Consider the following 20,166-nt stretch of genomic DNA (forward strand, 5'->3'; position numbering starts at 1 on the left):
TTTTGGTTTAACTAAAAATCCTGACCAACAATTCTTTTAATAAATCGCCTTGAGGTACAGCGTTAGAATTTACGCCTTTCCCTTTGACATCAAACTCTCGTAAGGTAGCCACCACGTGACTTACTTTTCGCATAGGAAAATGACGTGCGGCAGAGACATACTCATTAACAAAATAAGGATTGATCTTTAATGCCGAAGCTACATTTCTTGGGTTTTTGTCATGCAAACCATGGAAATGTAAAAGTTGGGAAAAGAAATTAAATAATAAAGACACCGTAACAACCATTGGATTATCCTTTGGGTTATCGGCAAAATAATTGATAATCTTAAAGGCCTTCACAGTATCGCGCTCGCCAATAGCTTTCCGTAATTCAAAATTATTATAGTCTTTACTTATTCCAATGTTCTCCTCAATATGCTCTGGTGAGATTTGAGTCCCTTCAGGAAGAACAATCTTTAACTTTTCTAACTCATTATTAATCTTGCTAAGGTCTGTTCCTAAAAACTCTACAAGCATTTGCGATGCTTTAGGTGAAATTGTATACTTCTGTCCAGATAGGACACGTCGAATCCAATCTGATACCTGATTTTCATATAGCTTTTTACTTTCAAAAACAACACCTGATTTTTTAATGGTTTTGTACAAAGCCTTTCGCTTATCTATCTTCTTGTACTTATAATTTATGACCAAAACCGTTGTAGGTTGCGGATTTTCAGCATAATTAGATAGTTTTTCAATAGTACGAGATAAATCTTGCGCTTCTTTAACAATAACCACTTGACGCTCTGCCATCATTGGGTAGCGCTTGGCGTTACCTATAATATCATCTACAGACACATCACGACCATACAATACCATCTGATTAAAGCCTTTTTCTTCTTCGGCAAGAATATTATTTTCAATATATTCTGAAATAGCATCAATATAATAAGGCTCCTCTCCCATTAAAAAGTAAATGGGTTTGATGTTACCTTTTTTAATATCTGTAACTATTTGCTTTACGTCATCCAAACTGTGAAAATTTCAAATATTAATTCCAAATTCCAAAAAAACTAAATGGGCTTTGGTTTTCGATTATAGTAGAGTAACTTTGAGGAAAATCTCTATACGTCTTGATGCAAGAACTCAATTTTCCGAAGTTTTCATTCCGTTTCAAAAATAACGAAAATAAAGTTTCTATTTTCGATGAGATTCGTAAAAAATTTATTGTTTTACAACCCGAAGAATGGGTACGTCAGCACTGCGTTCAGTACCTAATTCAACATAAAAACTACCCCAAATCTTTAATCAATGTTGAAAAGGAACTCAAGGTAAACGGATTAGCAAAGCGCTATGACATCGTTGTCTTTAATTCTGATGGTAGTATCCACCTCATCGTCGAGTGCAAGTCTTATAAAGTCAAGATTGACCAATCAACTTTTGATCAAATTGCTCGCTATAATTTAGCTTTAAATGCAAGCTATTTAATGGTCACTAACGGAATTAATCATTATTATTGTGTAATGGATATTGAGAATGAGCGTTATGATTTCTTGAAAGATATTCCAGCATACAAATGAAAATAGCCGTTGTCATATTAAATTGGAATGGAAAGCAATTGCTAGAGCAGTTTTTGCCATCGGTCGTGCAGCACTCTGAAAATGCAGCAATATATGTAGCCGATAATGCATCTACTGATGATTCGATACAATTTTTAAAGCAACAATTTCCTAATGTAAATATCATCCAAAATTCAACTAATGGTGGTTATGCTAAAGGGTATAATGAGGCACTAAAATATGTTAATGAAGATATTTTTTGTTTGCTGAACAGCGATATTGAAGTTACTCCTAACTGGCTGACTCCTATTATTACAGAATTTGAACGTCATCCGAAAACCGCTATCATCCAACCTAAAATTTTGGATTACAAAAAGAAGACACACTTTGAGTATGCTGGTGCAGCAGGAGGTTTTATCGATAAATATGGTTATGCGTATTGTAGAGGTCGTATTTTTGATACAATTGAAGAAGATCATGACCAGTATAATGACACGACATCTATTTTTTGGGCTTCAGGTGCTTGTCTTTTTATAAGGCAATCTACTTTTAAAGCGCTTAATGGTTTTGATGAAACGTATTTTGCACATTTCGAAGAAATCGATTTATGTTGGCGTGCATACAACGCTGGTTATGTTGCTAAATATATCGGCACCTCAACAGTTTTTCATATTGGTGGTGCAACACTCAACGCTGTTAATCCAAAGAAAACTTACCTTAATTTCAGGAACAGCTTGTTTACCATTACAAAAAACGTAGATGGTTCTCTTTTCTTCATTATATTCATGAGGTTGCTATTAGATGGGATTGCAGGACTTAAATTTTTATTTGGTCATAAATGGGCACACTTCATGGCTGTTTTAAAGGCACATTTCAGCTTTTACAGACACTTACCAAGACTCCTAAAACAGCGCAAACAACTTCCGAAGAAAAAAAACTACTACAAAACAACGTCGATTGTATGGTCATACTTTGTTAAAAAGAGATTAACTTTCTAATTGTTCATAAAAGTGTTAAAAGTTTAGTTAAAGAGCACCAAAGGGTATTTTCTTTTGTATAATTTTGATACGTTAAATAACAACTAATTATTAAACTTTATTATGAAAAAATTAATGCTATTAAGTGTTGCTGGGATGTTCATTTTGACTTCATGTGTGTCTAAGAAAGAATATATGGCACTAGAAGAAAAGCAAAAAGAAACTCAGGACTTATTAAATACTGCAACCGTAAAGTTAAACAGCTGTTTATCTGATAAAGCCGCAGCATTGGCTCGTGTAGATGCCATGAAAGAACAGCTAGCCGATTTACGTAAAGCAAATCAGGATTTGATAGATACTAAAGGAAACTTAACAACTTTAACTCAAAAAGGTGCAGAAAACCTAGAAAAATCTCTAGAGAGTTTAAAAGAAAAAGATCTTAAAATATCACGTTTACAAGATGCGTTAACTAAAAAGGACAGTGTGACATTAGCTATTGTAACTAGTTTGAAAAAAGCGGTTGGCATCAACGATCCAGATATAGAAGTTAATGTTGAGAAAGGTGTTGTATTTATTTCTATTGCCGACAAATTATTATTTAAAAGTGGTAGTTATAATGTAACAACTAAAGCCAAAGATGTCTTAGCTAAAGTGGCTAAAGTCATTCAAAGTAAGCCAGATTTTGAAGCAATGATCGAAGGTCATACAGATAGTCGCACTTACAGTAAAGGTGTGTTAGTAGACAACTGGGATTTGAGTGTAAAGCGTTCAACATCTATTATTCGTGTGCTACAAGAATTAGGCGTAAATCCTAGTCAGTTAATTGCTGCAGGACGTAGTAGTTATGTGCCTTTAGCTGAAAATGACACTGCCGAAAACAGAGCTAAAAACAGACGTACACGTGTTGTTGTATTACCAAAAATTGATCAATTCTATGAAATGATTGAAGAGGAAATGAAAAACTTATCTGCTGAAGAGTAATTCACAGATTATCATAAATTTAATAAAGCTCAATCGAAAGATTGGGCTTTTTTTCTGATACATTGGACTAACTTAAAAAATCTCTAAACTTCCTTTGCCTTCTCTTATAATTAAAGGCTCATCTTGAGACAGGTCAATAACAGTCGAAGCCTCATTACCACCATAACCACCATCAATAACAATATCAACCAAATTGTCCCATTTCTCAAGAATCAACTCTGGATCTGTAGTGTATTCGATGACGTAATCCTCATCACGAATAGAGGTGGATATAATAGGATTACCCAATTGCCTAACAATCTCCAAAGCGATATTATTGTCTGGGACACGAATACCTACTGTCTTTTTCTTCTTAAACGGATTTGGTAAGCTTTTAGATCCAGGCAAAATAAACGTATAAGGACCAGGAAGTGCACGTTTGAGAATTTTAAACGTTGTGGTATCTATTTGCTTTACATAATCGCTCAGATTACTCAAATCTTCACAAATAAAGGAAAAGTTTGACTTCTCAAGCTTCACCCCTTTTATTCTAGCAATTTTCTCAAGAGCTTTAATATTAGTAATATCACAACCTAAACCATAAACGGTGTCTGTTGGGTAAATAATTAACCCGCCTCGCTTAAGTACATCTATAACTTTCATAATCTCCTTAGGGTTAGGATTATCTTCATAAATTCTTACTAATTCAGCCATAATATGTATCTTACAAATGCGTTTACAAAGTAATTAAATATTTCATCATGAAGACTATTAAATATACTTTCCTATTCATTTTTGTATCCTTAAGTCTTATTTCTTGTTCAGAGGACGATAATTCTTCAAATGAACAAATTGATACGCCTTTAGCGTTTCGTCAAGAATTAAATGTATCCTACGGAACTGATAGTGATCAGGTTTTCGATCTGTATTTGCCTGCGAATAGAACTATTAATACGAAAGTAATGATTTTAGTTCATGGTGGCGGATGGACTTCAGGAGATAAAGCAGATATGAATCCGCTCAAAGATTTAATGCTCCAAGACCTGCCAAATATTGCTATTGTAAATATCAATTACCGATTGGCAGATGAAAACAATCCTCCATACCCAATGCAAATTGAAGATATCACAACTATTGTCAATCTACTAAAAACCAATCAAAATGATTATGTGATTTCAAATGATATCGGATTTCTAGGAACTAGTGCTGGCGCTCACCTATCAATGCTTTGGAGCTATGCGTTTGATACTGAAAATGATGTCAAAATGGTCGCTAGTATCGTTGGACCAACAAACTTTACAGATCCAGCATACTTAAACAATCAAAACCCAGTGCTACAAGAGCTTATTGATACCTTCGGAATTGACACTTCAATTAATTTCCTTGAAGAGGTAAGTCCGTATCACCAAGTGACAGCTTCAGCGCCTCCAACTACTTTATTTTATGGTGGCCAAGATCCACTCATCCCAACGAGTCAAGGTGTTGATATGGAAGCTCGATTAACAAGCTTAGGTGTGACACATCAGTTTACATTATATCCAGATGCTGGCCATGGTTGGGTTGGGTTAGAGTTATTGGATACATGGACAAAACTCAAAGCATTTACACAAACACATTTAGACTAAATCCATGTAACAATTCAAAAAAAAACTCGTCTATATAGTATGCGGAATGTACTTGTTCTCATATTGACTTTTTCTCTTTCTTTTCAATCCTTTGCAAAAGAAAAGCCTAAGGTGATTACATTTCCTAGAGCTGAAATTTTAAGTGAGCATACCACACGAATTCCATTTAAACTTATTGATAACCTTATTGTGATCGAAGCCGAACTTCTCGACCGAAAAGGTAATTTTATAATAGACACAGGATCTGAAACATTAATCCTCAATAAAGTTCATTTTAAAACACGACAGCCATTTTATAGTAAGGATAAAAAAACATCAGGAGTTATAGATATAATTGATAACCCTTTAGAAAAACGACTCCGTGAATTTATAATAAAAGATTTAATTGTTGAAGATAAAAACTCCGATGTTATTGATTTGTCTCATATTGAAAGCAGTAAAAAAATACATCTACTAGGTATCATAGGTTTTGATATTTTGAAAGATTATGAGGTATTTATTGACATGTATCTTAATCAGATTACCTTATCTCGGGTAGATTCGAAAGGAAAAAAACTAGACGATAGGAAATATCTAGAAACCATTATAGATACTATCAATTTCAAATTAAAAAAGCATACCATTGTACTAGAAACCTATGTGAATGATCAAAAATTAAAATTTGGATTAGATACTGGAGCAGAATACAATCAACTCAATAAAAGAATTAGTAAAAAAGTTTTAAAATACTTCTACCCTTCTAAACGCTTAATGCTAGTTGGTGCGAGCGGTAAGAAAATTGAAGTTTTGGCAGGAAAGTTGTATCGTGTTAAACTGTCTGATAAGATTTTCTTTGCGCCTATGGAAACGATGTTGACTAACCTTAATCAAATGAATGAAGCTTTCGGCACCTCATTAGATGGTGTTCTAGGTTATGAGTTTTTTAGGCAGCAACGTACCATCATCAATTATAAAAAAGAAAAGCTTTACTTTGTACAGTTCCCTATAAACAAACAGTGAAAACAATAATACGACATATCATTCTTCTAGCAGTAGTACTAGTATCATATCTGTCTTTTGCCCAAAAAGAAGATAAAGGCTATCGCTTTGATGGTAATTATGTTGTATTTACCTTTAATAAACATGATTATGAGAAATTTTCAAAAGATGACTCTAAACTAAAAATTAAGTTTGAAGATTTAACAATAGATAATGTGGTAGTTGCAGGAGAGTTCAATAACTGGTCGAAGTATGACTGGAAAATGCAAAAAGTCAACGAAACCACTTATGAACTTAGAAAACACATCAATGACTTTAAAGATGAATTTACCTGGGAATTTAAATTTATAGTTAACAATCAGTATTGGGCAGAACCGTCAGAGTTTGATGCAAACATAGAATTAGCTCAAAAAAAAGGCACGCATCTAAATGTATACAACCTCAAAATGTCTACACAAGCTGCTATTCCAGATGATAATGGAAACGTTAGGTTTAGACTACGAGGTTATGAAGACGCTAAAAAGGTTATTGTAGCTGGTTCTTTTAACAGATGGAATGAGCGTGACTTTAAAATGTATAAAATTGAAAACGGTTGGGAGCTTAAGTTAGACATTAAACCTGGTGAGTATGAATATCGCTTTATTATTGACGGTCATCATTGGATAGAAGATCCTTCAAACCCTTCCAAAGTTGAAAATGAATTTGGTGAATATAACTCTCTTATAAATGTTGGTAAATATGTGACATTTCTACTAAAAGGCTACGATAATGCTGAACGTGTGATTTTAGCTGGTTCTTTTAACGATTGGAATGAAAGTGCTATTTTGATGGAGAGAACAGAAAGTGGGTATTGGAAATACAGATTGCCATTACCAGCTGGTAAACACTACTACAAATTTATTATTGATGGTGAATGGATTTTAGATCCAGATAATCCAGTAAAAGAATATGATGGTAAAGGTCATATCAATTCTGTATTTATGGTAAAATAATTAATCTTTATCTATTTCAGATCGACTAAACGTAAGTGGCTTTACGATTTCATTTAATGAATTAACAACCCCATACTTTCCTTTTTTACTTACGATAAAATGATCCAGTTTTTCAAAAGTTTCATCAAACTCTATGGTATCGTACTCCATTGGTAATAAAAGCTTTCCAGTAATATTAACTACACCTTGTTTCCTACCTTGTATAACAACAAACTTGTCAGGAAAAGTTGCATTTTCAAGATAGGGCTTACAATAAATTATTTTGTCATAAATATGTGGCACTAGAATTTCTTCATTATAATCTATAATACCCATTTTGCCGTTAATGGTAGTCCCAAAATAATCCTTTTCATAATCTAACTTCATCGTTCCTACATAATCATAACCTCTAAATTCGAAAATACCTATATCGTCATACTTGGGTTGAATAATCACTTTATTAGTCACCATACCAACCTTATCATTATTATAAAGTAAATAAGACAATGTATCTTTATGACGTTCGGAAAGCGCATCAAACAATTCGAGGATATAATCATATCGCAATGGCACAATCGTTTCGTATTTACAATTCATTATGCCGCGTTTTCCATTATAAATAACATCAAATCTTAGGTAGTCTTTTTCTTTGTAGACATCATTCATACGATTTGAAAGCGCCAATCCACTATACGGATTTGCTTTTTTCATTTTATACTTCTTATTAAACGTATAGCTTTCCCAGACACCATTTCGTTTTATCGAGTAACTCTTAATATTTGGCGCATTAAATTGAACTAATACCGAATCTATATCGTACGGAATGATTAGTTTATTCTTATTGGTATTTTTTAATGCCCATTTCCCATCTTTGCTTATAAAATGAAAGCCTTCATCTTTAAATCCCCAAATGTCACTACTATACACTGGAATTTTCAACGAATCGCCAAAAAGTTTATTCTCGTCCATTCTAGCTTCAAGTGATTTTTTGGTAAATGGTTGCGCGTAGGCAAGACTATTTCCCAATACGAGTAATACTAAAAGATATTTTAAATTCATGTGATTTTTTTAACCGAGTACATCTAACTTTGCAAAGCGAAGTAATAACTTTTTAATGCCGCCAACTTCAAAATTAATTTCTGCTTTAACATCTGCACCCTTACCTTCTATTTTAACAACCTCACCTTTGCCAAAACGTGCATGTTCTACTATATTTCCAACAGCCAATTTACCATCAAATAAATTAGTGTTATCAGAAGGCGAACTCTTTGACACACGCTTTAAATTTTTAGGAGCAACAAACTTAGGTGCTTTGGTTTCAGATTTACGTTTAATAGGTTTTTTAAAACGAATACGATTAGGCTCCACATCACCAAAAATATCGGCACTTAACATTGGGTTTTGCCTTGGTTCATGAACTGGTGTTATAATGTCTAAATATTGATCGTCTATTTCCTCTATAAAACGACTTGGTTCTGCATCAATTAATTTTCCCCAGCGATAACGGGATAAGGTATAAGTAAGATACGCTTGCTTTTCTGCTCTGGTCAAAGCCACATAAAATAAGCGTCGTTCCTCTTCTAGTTCGCTCCTGGTATTCATACTCATCGCACTTGGAAACAAATCTTCTTCCATACCAACGATATATACATACGGAAATTCTAAACCTTTAGCCAAATGTATTGTCATTAGAGCTACACGATCATCATCGCCCTTATCATTATCTAAATCGGTTGCCAAAGCTACATCTTCTAAAAACTCTGCAATGTTTCCTGTAGCATCTGCTATTTCTACTTGACCTTCAACAAAATCTTTGATACCATTGAGTAACTCTTCAATATTTTCGAGCCTTGCCACATCCTCTGGAGTACCTTCCTTATTAAATTCTCTAATAATACCTGTAGTCTTAGTAACATGTTCAGCCAATTCAAAAGCATTAGCTGTTTGATTCATCACTTGAAAGCTTTCAATCATAGTAACAAAATCCTTAAGCTTTGTTCGGGTTCCTGCATTCACATTGACTTCAGTTTTATCAATATGTTTCATCACCTCAAAAATGGAACGATTGTAACCATTAGCTGCAACTACGAGTTTATCGACAGTAGTTTGGCCTATACTTCGCTTCGGAAAATTGATCACACGCTTCAACGCTTCCTCATCTGCAGGATTGATCACCAAACGCAAATACGACAACACATCTTTAATTTCCTTACGCTGATAGAAGGATAGACCTCCATAAATACGATATGGAATATCACGTTTTCGCAATGCATCTTCTATAGAACGAGATTGCGCATTGGTTCTGTACAAAACTGCAAAATCACTATCCTTGAGTTGATGCTGCATTTTATTTTCAAAGATCGAACTTGCTACAAAACGGCCTTCATCACCATCGGTCATGAGACGATTCACCTTTATTTTTGGACCCTCCTCATTGGCAGTCCATACGATTTTATCGAGCTTAGTTTTGTTTTTATCAATAATAGAATTGGCAGCATTGACAATGTTCTTGGTAGAACGATAGTTTTGTTCTAAACGAAATACCTTTACATCATCATAATCGCGTTGAAAATTCAATATATTATTAATGTTTGCACCTCTAAATGCATAAATACTCTGCGCATCATCACCTACAACGCATATGTTTTGAAATCGGTCAGACAAGGCTCTTACAATCAAATACTGTGAGTGATTAGTATCTTGATACTCATCAACTAAAATATATCTAAATCGGTCTTGGTATTTCGCTAATACATCTGGAAAACGCGTCAGTAACTCATTAGTTTTTAGCAATAGATCATCAAAATCCATAGCACCAGCTTTAAAGCAACGATCCACATAATTTTTATAAATATCACCTAATCGTGGACGCCTTGCAGCTGTATCAGCTTCAATAAGTTCTGGGTTTTGAAAATACGCCTTTACCGTAATCAAACTGTTTTTATACGATGAAATTCGAGAACGTACTTGTTTGTATTTATAGACATCTTTATCCAATCCCATTTCCTTAATAATAGAAGAAATTAAGCGATCAGAATCTTGCGTATCATAAATCGTAAAATTACTTGGAAATCCAAGGCGGTCAGCTTCAAAACGCAAAATCTTTGCAAACACCGAGTGAAAGGTTCCCATCCAAAGGTTTTTTGCTTCGCTGGTTCCAACAATATCAGCAATTCTCCCTTTCATTTCACGAGCCGCTTTATTTGTAAAGGTCAATGCTAAAATATTAAACGGATCAACCCCTTGATGCATTAAATATGCAATGCGGTAAGTCAGTACACGCGTTTTCCCAGAACCTGCACCAGCAATGACGATCATTGGTCCATCCTTCTGTAATGTAGGTGCTAATTGCGCCTCGTTTAACTGACTTAAATACTTCTCCAATTCATTAGTTTTTTGAAAGCATAAAAATAGCTATTTGTATTAGGTTTTGTCCATTGCTTTTGTAAATAATTATAAACAATTTAGATCTAAAATTTATTTAACTATTTTTTGAATATCTTTAGACTTAATCTTTAACCATTTCAGTATGCGTCACCTTTTTGTTTTATGTGTTTTCCTTGGAAGTTTAACCTCTTTTTCACAAAATAACCTAGACAATGATTTTTCAGACATCGAATCTAAAGTCATAGAGTGGCGACATCATTTTCATCAAAATCCCGAATTATCTAATCGAGAATATAAAACTGCCGAAAAGATTGCTGCGCATCTCAAATCGCTAGGAATTGAAGTTCAAACTGGAATAGCAAAAACAGGTGTTGTAGGCATTTTAAAAGGGAAGCAACCTGGAAAAGTTGTGGCGCTAAGAGCTGATATTGATGCCCTTCCAGTAACAGAACGTAATGACCTACCCTATAAGAGTGAAGTGCAAACCGAATTCTTAGGAACTAAAACTGGTGTCATGCATGCTTGCGGTCATGATACACATACAGCTATTTTAATGGGTGTTGCTGAAATTCTATCAAAGCATAAAGACAAAATTAAAGGAACCGTAAAGTTTATATTTCAACCAGCAGAAGAAGGACCGCCTCCTGGTGAAGAAGGTGGTGCAAAATTGATGATAAAGGAAGGTGTTTTAGATAACCCAAAGGTTGACGCCATCTTCGGTTTACATATTCGTTCTAATTATGAAGTAGGAACCATACACTATAAAAAAGGAGGTATTATGGCTTCTGTCGAGCGTTTTGTAATTCATGTTAAAGGCAAGCAAACTCATGGTGGACGACCATGGCAAGGTGTCGATCCTATTTTAATTTCGGCTAAAATCATAGACGGTTTACAAACGATTATTAGTAGAGAATCAAAATTAGTAGATGAAGCAGCTGTCATAACCGTTGGAAAAATAACTGCTGGTACACGTTTCAATATCATTCCTGAAAGTGCCGAGTTAATTGGGACTGTTAGAACTTTAGATCCCGATATGAAAGCACTTATAGAACGACGAATGAAAGAAATGACTTCAACAATTGCAAAAGCTTATGGTGGTGAAGCTACGATTACATTTCAAAATAATACGACAATAACATACAACGACTTTGATTTGGTTGATCAAATGCTACCAACAATGCAACGGGTTGCAGGAGCTAAAAATGTACGTTTGAGAAAAGCAACTACTGGAGGTGAGGATTTCTCCTATTTTCAAGAGATAGTTCCTGGGTTTTATTTCTTTTTAGGAGGTATGACACCTGGAAATACTGAAGCGTTTCCTCACCATACACCCGATTTTAAAATAGATGATAAAGGCTTACTTCTTGGTGTAAAAACCATGACGCATTTGGCATTAGATTATTTAAATCAATAAAGGCAATATCTCTTTAATTTATGTACCAATCTATTGTAGACCAGCTGAAAATTTCTGTTGAAGATTTGCTGGACATTGATGAAATCAAAATTATCAGGTTTGAAAAAATTGTTAAGTCTCAAACGATGCTTAATGATGCTCATTTTAAAAATGAAGAGAACCACAGTATTATTGATATCCTAAGGGATCCAGAGAAACGAAAATTTATTTATATTATCGAAAAGCACCCGAGGCTGAAGTCGTTTTTATCAAATGACAAACCTTTAGAGTCTCAAACGTTAACAATAGACCGAGATGTAATAGATTCCTTAAATATAGACGACACCGCTTTTAGAAAATTTATAAATCCTTACCTCAACGCGATTTTAATTCCGAAACTCAAAAATGCCATTAATTCTAACCAGTTCTTCTATGCTTTAGATAAAATTAAAAATGACTGGCTCTTTTCAGAAGATATCAAGTTTCAATGTCAAAACATACTCCGACATAAAATAGTAACAACAATTCATCTGTTAAAAACAAAGCAACAAATAAAAGCCATAAAGTATACTAAATCTAATAGTTTTGGTGCCTTAATTGCATATTGCGCTTCTAATAATGGACTAGATGTTACGAAGGAGTATCTTGAAATACTGGTTAAACAATTAAAGAAAGTACATTCAAGAACAAAAATAGCAGACCATTATCACAAGAGTTTAATTGCCGTTCATAATTCTAAACTGGATAATGAGGCCATTAACCGTTATGTGGAATCACATATAAACAATCATATTTCGTGTGTTATTCTCGACAAGAAAACGTCCAATGAGTGGGGCATGCAACTACTTTTAACCATTGCTGTTTTATTAATAACAGTAGTTGGTGCAACAATCTTTAATCATTTTAACGAAAAGAAACAGGTTGAACCTTACTCTTTAAAAGATGTTAATAATTTTTATACAGCGTTTAATAGTCTTTATGGACCACACATTACAAGAGATGCCAATGGTGTACTAAAAAACATTGAAGGTCAACTCATAATGAAAGCTTACAAATATCCATATGACATCAATAGTGAACTCACTAATTCTATATTTTTCCCTTTTTATAAATCATTTCCAGAAGTAAGTTCGTCATCACAACATAAACTCACGATAGAAAACTTAGACAGAGACAAATCATTAATTGTGTTTAGAAAAAACAACTATAATCATTGCGCTCTTTTGAGACCTCGAAGTAAAATAACAACATTTGTAGAACCAAAAGATTCACTTATTTTTTATAGAGGAAAGTTTCTAAACATTAGTGACTATGGTGGGCTTTCAACTTTTAATGGCATTTACAAACATTCCAGTAAGGCAGATCGATTACGCTTTTTCAATGTATATGTTGTGCATTCGCAACATCAAAGTGATCATGCTCTTATACAAATGAAGGATTTTGGAGAACTTAAATTTCAAGATATAAAGACTACAGAACATAGAACAAGTTATGTTGGTAAAAATATTATCGACATCAACATTTTGGACACCTATTTGGACTAAAATAAATATCTTTACCCTTTAATTGAATTCTATGGATACCTTTCTAAATTTTATATCAAGCATTTCATGGTGGATGTGGATTATCATTGTGCTTGTAGTAATAGCCATTCGTGATATTTTACAAAAAAAGCATACAATTCAGCATAACTTTCCATTAATTGGACATATTCGCTATTGGTTTGAAAGCATTGGACCAGAAATTCGTCAGTATTTTGTAGCAAATAATAGAGAAGAATTGCCTTTCAATCGTATTGAGCGTGGTTGGGTCTATGCATCTTCAAAAAATGAGAATAACTACGAAGGTTTTGGTACAGATCGAGATATATATGCGCATCAACATATTTTTGTGAACAACGCTATGTTCCCTTTCAGGATTGGTGACGACCATCCAAATACCATTGACAAATCATTTTTGCCTTGCGCAAAAGTAATGGGAGAATTTAATAAACGTAAGCGTCCATACAGACCCGCTTCAGTGATAAACGTCTCTGCGATGAGCTTTGGTTCACTTTCTGCAAAAGCTGTAGAATCTATGAATAAAGGTGTAGAAATGGCACATGCCTATCACAATACTGGTGAAGGAGGCTTATCACCATACCATAGTAACGGTGGAGATGTTGTGTTTCACTTCGGAACAGGATACTTTGGTGTTCGTGCAGAAGATGGCGGATTTTCAATGGAGAAAATGAAAAAACTTGTAGAAGACAACCCTTTTGTTCGCGCCATTGAAGTCAAATTATCTCAAGGCGCTAAACCAGGTAAAGGTGGTGTACTACCAGGATCAAAAATCACCAAAGAGATTGCAGAAATTAGAGGCGTTGAAGAAGGCAAAACTGTGCTTTCTCCTCCAAATCACAAAGCATTTTCTACAGTTCCAGAAATGGTAGATTTTATAGAAACTATCGCAGAGGAAACAGGATTACCTGTTGGTATCAAAGCTGCAATTGGTAAACTAGACCAGTGGGAAGAGCTTACAGATATCATGCTTAAAACTGGAAAAGGTCCAGACTTTATAACTGTTGATGGTGGCGAAGGTGGTACAGGTGCTGCACCTCCAAGTTTTGCCGATCATGTATCATTGCCTTGGGTTTATGGATTTGGAGATTTGTATAGATTATTTCAAAAGAAAGGATTATCTGACCGTATTGTCTTTATAGGAAGTGGTAAGCTAGGTTTTCCTGCTAAAGCAGCTATGGCCTTTGCTATGGGAGTAGACTGTATCAATGTTGCCCGTGAAGCTATGATGAGTATCGGTTGTATCCAAGCGCAAATTTGCCATACAAATAAATGTCCGAGTGGTGTTGCAACACAAAGCAAATGGCTGCAGAATGGAATTGACCCAACTTTAAAATCGGTACGACTGGCACAGTATTTTAAAACATTTCGAAAAGAGCTTGTAGAGATCACTCATGCTGCTGGCTATGAACACCCTTGTGAGTTTACTATGGATGATATAGAAGTCAATGTAGATGACCACAATCTATCCAAAGAATTATCTAGCACTTATATGTACAATAAAACCAAAGTCCCTTATACCTCTATGCAAGATTTAAAAGATTGCATGTATTTAGGTGGAAAATGCTAAAACAATAATTTAAAAAGAATTAAGTTTACAACTCAAAGAAAACAACCAACTATAATTATGGAACAACAGTTAGTTAATCTATTAATGTTTATAATTCCAGCCTTAATAACTGGAGCAATTGCCTATCTATTTTTTAGAGAACATGTTGAAAATGAAAGTAGACGTCGTGACTTTTTAATTCAAAAAGATCTGCAAAAAGAATCGCTACCAATGCGTCTTCAAGCCTACGAACGCTTATCTTTATTTTTAGAAAGGGTAAAGCCATCAAAATTATTAGTAAGAGTTAATCCAACATCCTCAAATAAAGAAGATTATGAATCTTTACTTATAGCAAATATTGAACAGGAATTCGATCATAATTTAGCACAACAAATCTATGTTACAGACCAATGTTGGAGCATTACATCTACTGCAAAAAATGCGACCATTCAAATGATTAGAAAAGCTAATCTGTCGGAAAAAATAGATTCAGCAGATAAACTCAGGGAAGCACTTCTAACTGACATGATCGACAAAAGATCTCCAAGTGATGCTGCTCTATCTTTTATCAAGGAAGAGGTTTCTAATATCTGGTAATTTTTATTCGGATGTGATTTTGTTTTCATGCTTTTGCTTCGCATAATCATACCCTTGAGCCCACCATTTTACCATTAAACGTTTACTGAAAATCAATGAGTTTTCAGTCAAACTCGTAGGTGTGTAATACAAATTGAGTTTTACGCCTCTGTTTTTAGCCGCAAGTTTTCCTATGACAATATCATTCTTCTCCACTTGATCTAAAAGGTGCCCAAACAAGTTAAGCATTAAAGAAAATGGATTTTTCCCCAACACCTTAGTGCGTTCCATTTGCTCAGATTCTAAGACAACTGCATCCACCTCAGTAGCACCACGTAAAATAGCCTCGCGTATAGGAATCACACAACCTAAGCCTCCATCTGCATATTCATAGCCATCAACTTTAGCCAGAGACATAAACGGAATGTAATTACATGAAATCCATATCCAATTGCAAAACTCTTCATAAGTACACTCTTTAATAGATTTATATTCCACACGATTCATAGACAAATTTGAGACCGTTACTACAACATCTTCTTTGGTACTTCTTATCTTCTCATATTCATCTCTAGTGAAATTTTGTTTAATATTTCGTTTCAACGCCTTACTCTCTCCAAACGTACGTTTCATTCGTATAAACTGCCAGAGTGAATTTAAAAAATCTATCGACACATATTCCCTATCCCCTTTTTTACGCTGTACAAAAGGGCTTACACTAAAAATATCATGTTGTTGCACATTAGTAAAAATATCATAGAGCTTTCCAATATCATTAACCGCCAAATGCGGCACTAGTAAGCTTCCTGTTGATGTCCCTAAGAACATATCATACTCACGTCCTTCAGCTTCAATTAGATATTGCGCTACACCACCAGCAAAAGCGCCTTTACTTCCACCTCCAGATATCACTAATGCTCTCAAATTAGTTCTTTTTTAATGTATTTATTAAAGATTTATAATTGTCATTTGTTTCCAGTTCTGCCAATAAGTTCTTAGCATATTTTGAAAAACGCCAGTTATGATGCTTTCTTGCCTCCAACAAACTTGTAATAGACTTACGTTCGAAGCCTCCTAGTAATTTCAGGTAATTAAAGGCATTCAATCGCAATTCAAAATGTTGACCAGGCAAACTATAACTAATCAACTCATCCAAAACGTCCTGTTTTTTTTCGGGTTGGTATTCAACCGTATTTAAATGTAACGCTAACCATAGTAATCTCACATTATAATCGTTAAACCCTACAATATCTTTGGTTTTCTGTAAATATTTTATTCGATCTTCCGGGAAATTAGCCCAGAGATTATACAATGCAGCTTCAATCGTTGCATAAGATTTATCATCTAATAACGATTCGTAGGCCAATTTCAGCTCTATAGGAATCTCACCAACATACTTTGCAATAGCCTGTCGTACTTCTAAATTATTCTGAAATGCGCTAACCTCAATTTTATCAGGAATCTGATTGATCACCTTTACTTTGGCTTTATCTGAAATATAAGACGATAGATAGTCTTTGCATTTAGAAGTATACGCTTCGCAGTCGACCATAAAATATTCCTGCATGAATGATGATTGCTTTAAGCTTTTGACCATGGCATCCTCAGGAAGCTTAGACTCCAGAAGCCATTCATTCACAAAACCAGTTAAATCCTGACCACTAGTAGCCTCTACTTCAGAAATAAAATCGTTGGTCTCAACATTCGCAAATTGATGTTTTTCCAAATACGCCTTTACAGCAGTTTTAAAAGCAACATCTCCTACCTGCTCTCGCAACACATGTAAAGCCCAAGCGCCTTTCTTATAGAATGTCGTACTACTCGATTTAGGATTAAGCAATGAGGTACTTTGCCCAGCAGTCTCTTGAGCAATAAGCTCTTGCGCATTTTCAAATAGCTGCCAATAGTAATGGTTATCTCCAAAAACATCCCGCTCTGCTAATAACGCATAATACGTTGCAAAACCTTCCTGCAACCAATGATGTTCACCAGATGTTGCTGTGACCAAATCTCCAAACCACTGATGTGCCAGTTCGTGCGCATTAACTGTGATATAATTTTTATCATTATATGCCGTAGAATCCACCACAAAACTGTCTGAAAAGATCGTAAGACTTGTATTTTCCATACCAGAATACAAGAAATCTTTCACAGGAACCTGCTTATAATTTTGCCATGGATATGGAAATCCGATTTCTTCTTCTAAAAAATCAAACATTTGCTTGGTATAGCGATAGGTAGGCTCTACTTTTTGTGAGTCTTCAGGATAATAGTAATATTCTAAAGGAACGCCACTTTTTGAAGTTTCTGTTTTCTTATCATACTTACCAATGACTAAAGCCACAAGATAACTTGGCATAGGCTTTTTCATATTGTATTGCCATTTGGTAGAAACATCTCCCACTACTTTTTCTACTAACATCCCATTAGCCAAAACCGCATAACCATTCTCAAATGTTATAGAGATATCAAATTCAACTTTATCATTGACGTCATCAATACTTGGCAACCAATGACTTGTATATTTTCCTTGACCTTGCGTCCAGATTTGATCACCTAAAGCATATATTGCTTTTTTAGGCTTATGAGCAACCCAATTAATTTTCAAATCATAGATTGTATTGGCTTTAAATTTATTCTTAACAATAATATGCTCCCCATCATAATCATGTAATTGCGTTTTACCATCCAACGCAATAGCATGTTGATGAAAATTCTTAGCATCAAGATAAATAGAATCTACATCCTTTAGTATCTCAAACTTATAATTTGCCTCACCGCCAAACTCATCTAAATCATGATTAACGCTATACAAATTAACCTTAACCGTTTTAAAATCAACATACTCAGTTTGCTGAGCAGTTACATTTCCGAAGAAAAATGAAAAACAGATAAGTAGACATAATTGTTTCATAAGTATGATGCTGCAAAAATGAGACCAGCTTAATCGATTACCACAGGTTTATTAATTGGTGTATTACTTTTGACAACCACAAATGTAGACGTTGCATAAAACGCATTTCCATTTTGAGCATCGTTAGTCCAGCCACTTTGATATTGATACTCAAAATCAAACGTACTTCCAGCCATATTTGTTGCAAAACTATCAATACGATACGGCACAACCATCCCTGGACACCAACCTGCTCTATCTGGTTGCCAATTCCCTGGCTCTTGATTATTTACAGGGTTAGACGCACAACCTAATGCATCCATATTATGCTGGAATGTATTCACACCATTAATCTTTACATCATGGGTTCTAAAACACCACTCGGCACACGTTCGTCCAGCAATCGCAGGAGACGCCTGTCCCCAACCCGAAATAATCGTTCTCAAATGCGTGCTTTCTGCATTAGCAGGAATAGAAACCATTTTATCTAAATCTAAACTATGTGTTGTCCCGTAAGGCACTCCAGAGCTAGACCAGTCATCGTAAGCAAGAACTCTAGATATCGCATAATATGGATAATCTGGTGTTCCTTCGATATAATCAAAATCCACAGTCACCTCATAACCTCTAGCATTCCAACATTCGGTTCTAATTCGTAATTCTGTCGAGCCTGTTAACAATGATTTAAAATCGGTTACATCAAACTCAAACCCTCTTTCTAATTGACTGTTATCGTTCCAATACGGTGTTATATAACGTCCTAACTCATATAATTCACCAGAATCATTATCCTTAACCTTCACATTAGCATACACATCCCATTCATCACAACCTTCATTAGGACAAGTAAGTTTCACATACATCTTAATCGTTTCAATACTAGTTAGATCATCATGCAAATTAAATGTTTGAGTTGCAGATTGATTAAATCCACCACCAAAAGCCAAACGTTCTTTATCAAATGTGAGATAATTATAAACAACTGGGATTCCTATTCCAGACAAAGCAATTTCTACAGTTTCTGCTCCAGTACTCATTAAGCTTAGCGTTCCTGTAGCATTACCCAAAGCTGTTGGTGCAAATCTTACGAATAGTGTTGTTTGATCATTTACTGATTCTGATGGTATTTGCTGCACATCAGAAAACAGTGTACCATCTAATGATATCTCAAAGCCTTCGGTAACATTTAAATCAATTGCAGATGTAAGATTATTTCCATCAATAAAAAGTGTCGAAGATGCAGACTGCTGAGCTACTGGTGTATCTTGAAAATTAAAACTAGATACATTAATACTAATTACAGGTGCCGTACTTAAACCCACACCACTTACATTCAGCGTTCTTGTTGTTGCAGAATTGCTTTGCATTGACAGTTCTCCAGAAATTACACCCAATGCACTAGCCGACGGTGAAAATCTAACATACAGTATTTGATTTCCTGCGTTAACAATATCTTTATTTATTGTTACCTGATTCGAAAAATTCACGTCATCTAACGAGACCTCAAAATTAGCTGTTGAAGAAATTGATAAGTTTGCATTTAAGTTATCTCCTTTGACTTGAATATTTTGTGAAATAGAATTGCTTTCAACATTAACTTCTCCAAAAGAATTCAATGACCCAGTAATCAATATATTAGATGAATTAGAACCTTCATCAGAACTATCACTACTACAATTAAAAACAAAGAAAAGACTCAGCAAGACACTAAAAACGACAACAAATTTTCTGAAATAATCAGTTTTCATAAGCTTAAAAT

17 protein-coding genes are annotated in these 20,166 nt (G+C 34.6%); 10 read left to right on the forward strand and 7 right to left on the reverse strand.

What is annotated here, in order from left to right; genetic code table 11:
- Positions 1 to 7 precede the first annotated feature (7 nt).
- A complete protein-coding gene (gene holA, locus KWG70_RS09970) occupies positions 8 to 1,012 on the reverse strand; it encodes a DNA polymerase III subunit delta (RefSeq protein ID WP_230935873.1) in 1,005 nt (334 codons plus the stop codon).
- A 104-nt stretch (positions 1,013 to 1,116) separates the two neighbouring features.
- Here holA and KWG70_RS09975 point away from each other — a divergent pair, with 104 nt between their 5' ends.
- The 3 genes from KWG70_RS09975 (at position 1,117) to KWG70_RS09985 (ending at position 3,497) form a co-directional block, all read left to right on the forward strand.
- Positions 1,117 to 1,560, forward strand: coding sequence for a type I restriction enzyme HsdR N-terminal domain-containing protein (locus tag KWG70_RS09975; protein ID WP_230935874.1), 444 nt, complete (start codon positions 1,117 to 1,119; stop codon positions 1,558 to 1,560).
- Complete coding sequence (locus KWG70_RS09980; protein ID WP_230935875.1) at positions 1,557 to 2,537, forward strand: glycosyltransferase family 2 protein; 981 nt, start codon at positions 1,557 to 1,559, stop codon at positions 2,535 to 2,537. Before KWG70_RS09975 ends, KWG70_RS09980 begins: the two co-directional genes overlap by 4 nt.
- Positions 2,538 to 2,639: 102 nt before the next feature.
- Positions 2,640 to 3,497 carry an OmpA/MotB family protein gene (locus KWG70_RS09985; RefSeq protein ID WP_230935876.1) on the forward strand — a complete coding sequence of 286 codons (858 nt, stop codon included), beginning with the start codon at positions 2,640 to 2,642 and terminating at the stop codon, positions 3,495 to 3,497.
- 72 nt (positions 3,498 to 3,569) lie between these two features.
- Here KWG70_RS09985 and KWG70_RS09990 read toward each other — a convergent pair whose 3' ends face one another.
- Positions 3,570 to 4,190 carry an L-threonylcarbamoyladenylate synthase gene (locus KWG70_RS09990; RefSeq protein WP_230935877.1) on the reverse strand — a complete coding sequence of 207 codons (621 nt, stop codon included), beginning with the start codon at positions 4,188 to 4,190 and terminating at the stop codon, positions 3,570 to 3,572.
- Positions 4,191 to 4,222: 32 nt separating this feature from the next.
- On the opposite strand from KWG70_RS09990, the gene KWG70_RS09995 reads away from it, so the two are divergent.
- The 3 genes from KWG70_RS09995 to KWG70_RS17970 are packed head-to-tail and all read left to right on the forward strand — an operon-like array spanning position 4,223 to position 7,071.
- Positions 4,223 to 5,101 carry an alpha/beta hydrolase gene (locus tag KWG70_RS09995; protein ID WP_317206757.1) on the forward strand — a complete coding sequence of 293 codons (879 nt, stop codon included), beginning with the start codon at positions 4,223 to 4,225 and terminating at the stop codon, positions 5,099 to 5,101.
- A 39-nt stretch (positions 5,102 to 5,140) separates the two neighbouring features.
- The gene (locus tag KWG70_RS10000; RefSeq protein ID WP_230935879.1) at positions 5,141 to 6,100 is read left to right on the forward strand and encodes a pepsin/retropepsin-like aspartic protease family protein; all 960 of its coding nucleotides are present in this window, start codon (positions 5,141 to 5,143) and stop codon (positions 6,098 to 6,100) included.
- A complete protein-coding gene (locus KWG70_RS17970; protein ID WP_230935880.1) occupies positions 6,097 to 7,071 on the forward strand; it encodes a hypothetical protein in 975 nt (324 codons plus the stop codon). The genes KWG70_RS10000 and KWG70_RS17970 overlap by 4 nt, the downstream gene beginning before the upstream one ends.
- On the opposite strand, the gene KWG70_RS10010 is transcribed toward KWG70_RS17970, so the two are convergent.
- Positions 7,072 to 8,109 (reverse strand): WG repeat-containing protein, encoded by a 1,038-nt coding sequence (locus tag KWG70_RS10010; RefSeq protein ID WP_230935881.1) that lies wholly within the window; start codon positions 8,107 to 8,109, stop codon positions 7,072 to 7,074.
- A 9-nt stretch (positions 8,110 to 8,118) separates the two neighbouring features.
- On the reverse strand, positions 8,119 to 10,434 hold the full coding sequence (locus KWG70_RS10015) for an ATP-dependent helicase (protein ID WP_230935882.1): 2,316 nt from the start codon (positions 10,432 to 10,434) through the stop codon (positions 8,119 to 8,121).
- Positions 10,435 to 10,579: 145 nt separating this feature from the next.
- Here KWG70_RS10015 and KWG70_RS10020 point away from each other — a divergent pair, with 145 nt between their 5' ends.
- The 4 genes from KWG70_RS10020 to KWG70_RS10035 are packed head-to-tail and all read left to right on the forward strand — an operon-like array spanning position 10,580 to position 15,535.
- Positions 10,580 to 11,851, forward strand: coding sequence for an amidohydrolase (locus tag KWG70_RS10020; RefSeq protein ID WP_230935883.1), 1,272 nt, complete (start codon positions 10,580 to 10,582; stop codon positions 11,849 to 11,851).
- Positions 11,852 to 11,871: 20 nt separating this feature from the next.
- Positions 11,872 to 13,374 carry a hypothetical protein gene (locus tag KWG70_RS10025; protein WP_230935884.1) on the forward strand — a complete coding sequence of 501 codons (1,503 nt, stop codon included), beginning with the start codon at positions 11,872 to 11,874 and terminating at the stop codon, positions 13,372 to 13,374.
- 31 nt (positions 13,375 to 13,405) lie between these two features.
- Positions 13,406 to 14,959: an FMN-binding glutamate synthase family protein gene (locus tag KWG70_RS10030; protein ID WP_230935885.1), complete on the forward strand. Its 1,554-nt coding sequence runs from the start codon at positions 13,406 to 13,408 to the stop codon at positions 14,957 to 14,959.
- A 57-nt stretch (positions 14,960 to 15,016) separates the two neighbouring features.
- Positions 15,017 to 15,535: a DUF7935 family protein gene (locus tag KWG70_RS10035; RefSeq protein ID WP_230935886.1), complete on the forward strand. Its 519-nt coding sequence runs from the start codon at positions 15,017 to 15,019 to the stop codon at positions 15,533 to 15,535.
- Positions 15,536 to 15,538: 3 nt separating this feature from the next.
- Here KWG70_RS10035 and KWG70_RS10040 read toward each other — a convergent pair whose 3' ends face one another.
- The 3 genes from KWG70_RS10040 to KWG70_RS10050 are packed head-to-tail and all read right to left on the reverse strand — an operon-like array spanning position 15,539 to position 20,155.
- Complete coding sequence (locus KWG70_RS10040; protein WP_230935887.1) at positions 15,539 to 16,438, reverse strand: patatin-like phospholipase family protein; 900 nt, start codon at positions 16,436 to 16,438, stop codon at positions 15,539 to 15,541.
- Position 16,439: 1 nt separating this feature from the next.
- The gene (locus KWG70_RS10045; protein ID WP_230935888.1) at positions 16,440 to 18,428 is read right to left on the reverse strand and encodes a M1 family metallopeptidase; all 1,989 of its coding nucleotides are present in this window, start codon (positions 18,426 to 18,428) and stop codon (positions 16,440 to 16,442) included.
- A 29-nt stretch (positions 18,429 to 18,457) separates the two neighbouring features.
- Complete coding sequence (locus tag KWG70_RS10050; RefSeq protein WP_230935889.1) at positions 18,458 to 20,155, reverse strand: peptide-N-glycosidase F-related protein; 1,698 nt, start codon at positions 20,153 to 20,155, stop codon at positions 18,458 to 18,460.
- Positions 20,156 to 20,166 lie beyond the last annotated feature (11 nt).

Origin of the sequence: Psychroserpens luteolus (assembly GCF_021032705.1) — a bacterium.
Classification (GTDB): Bacteria; Bacteroidota; Bacteroidia; order Flavobacteriales; family Flavobacteriaceae; genus Psychroserpens; species Psychroserpens luteolus.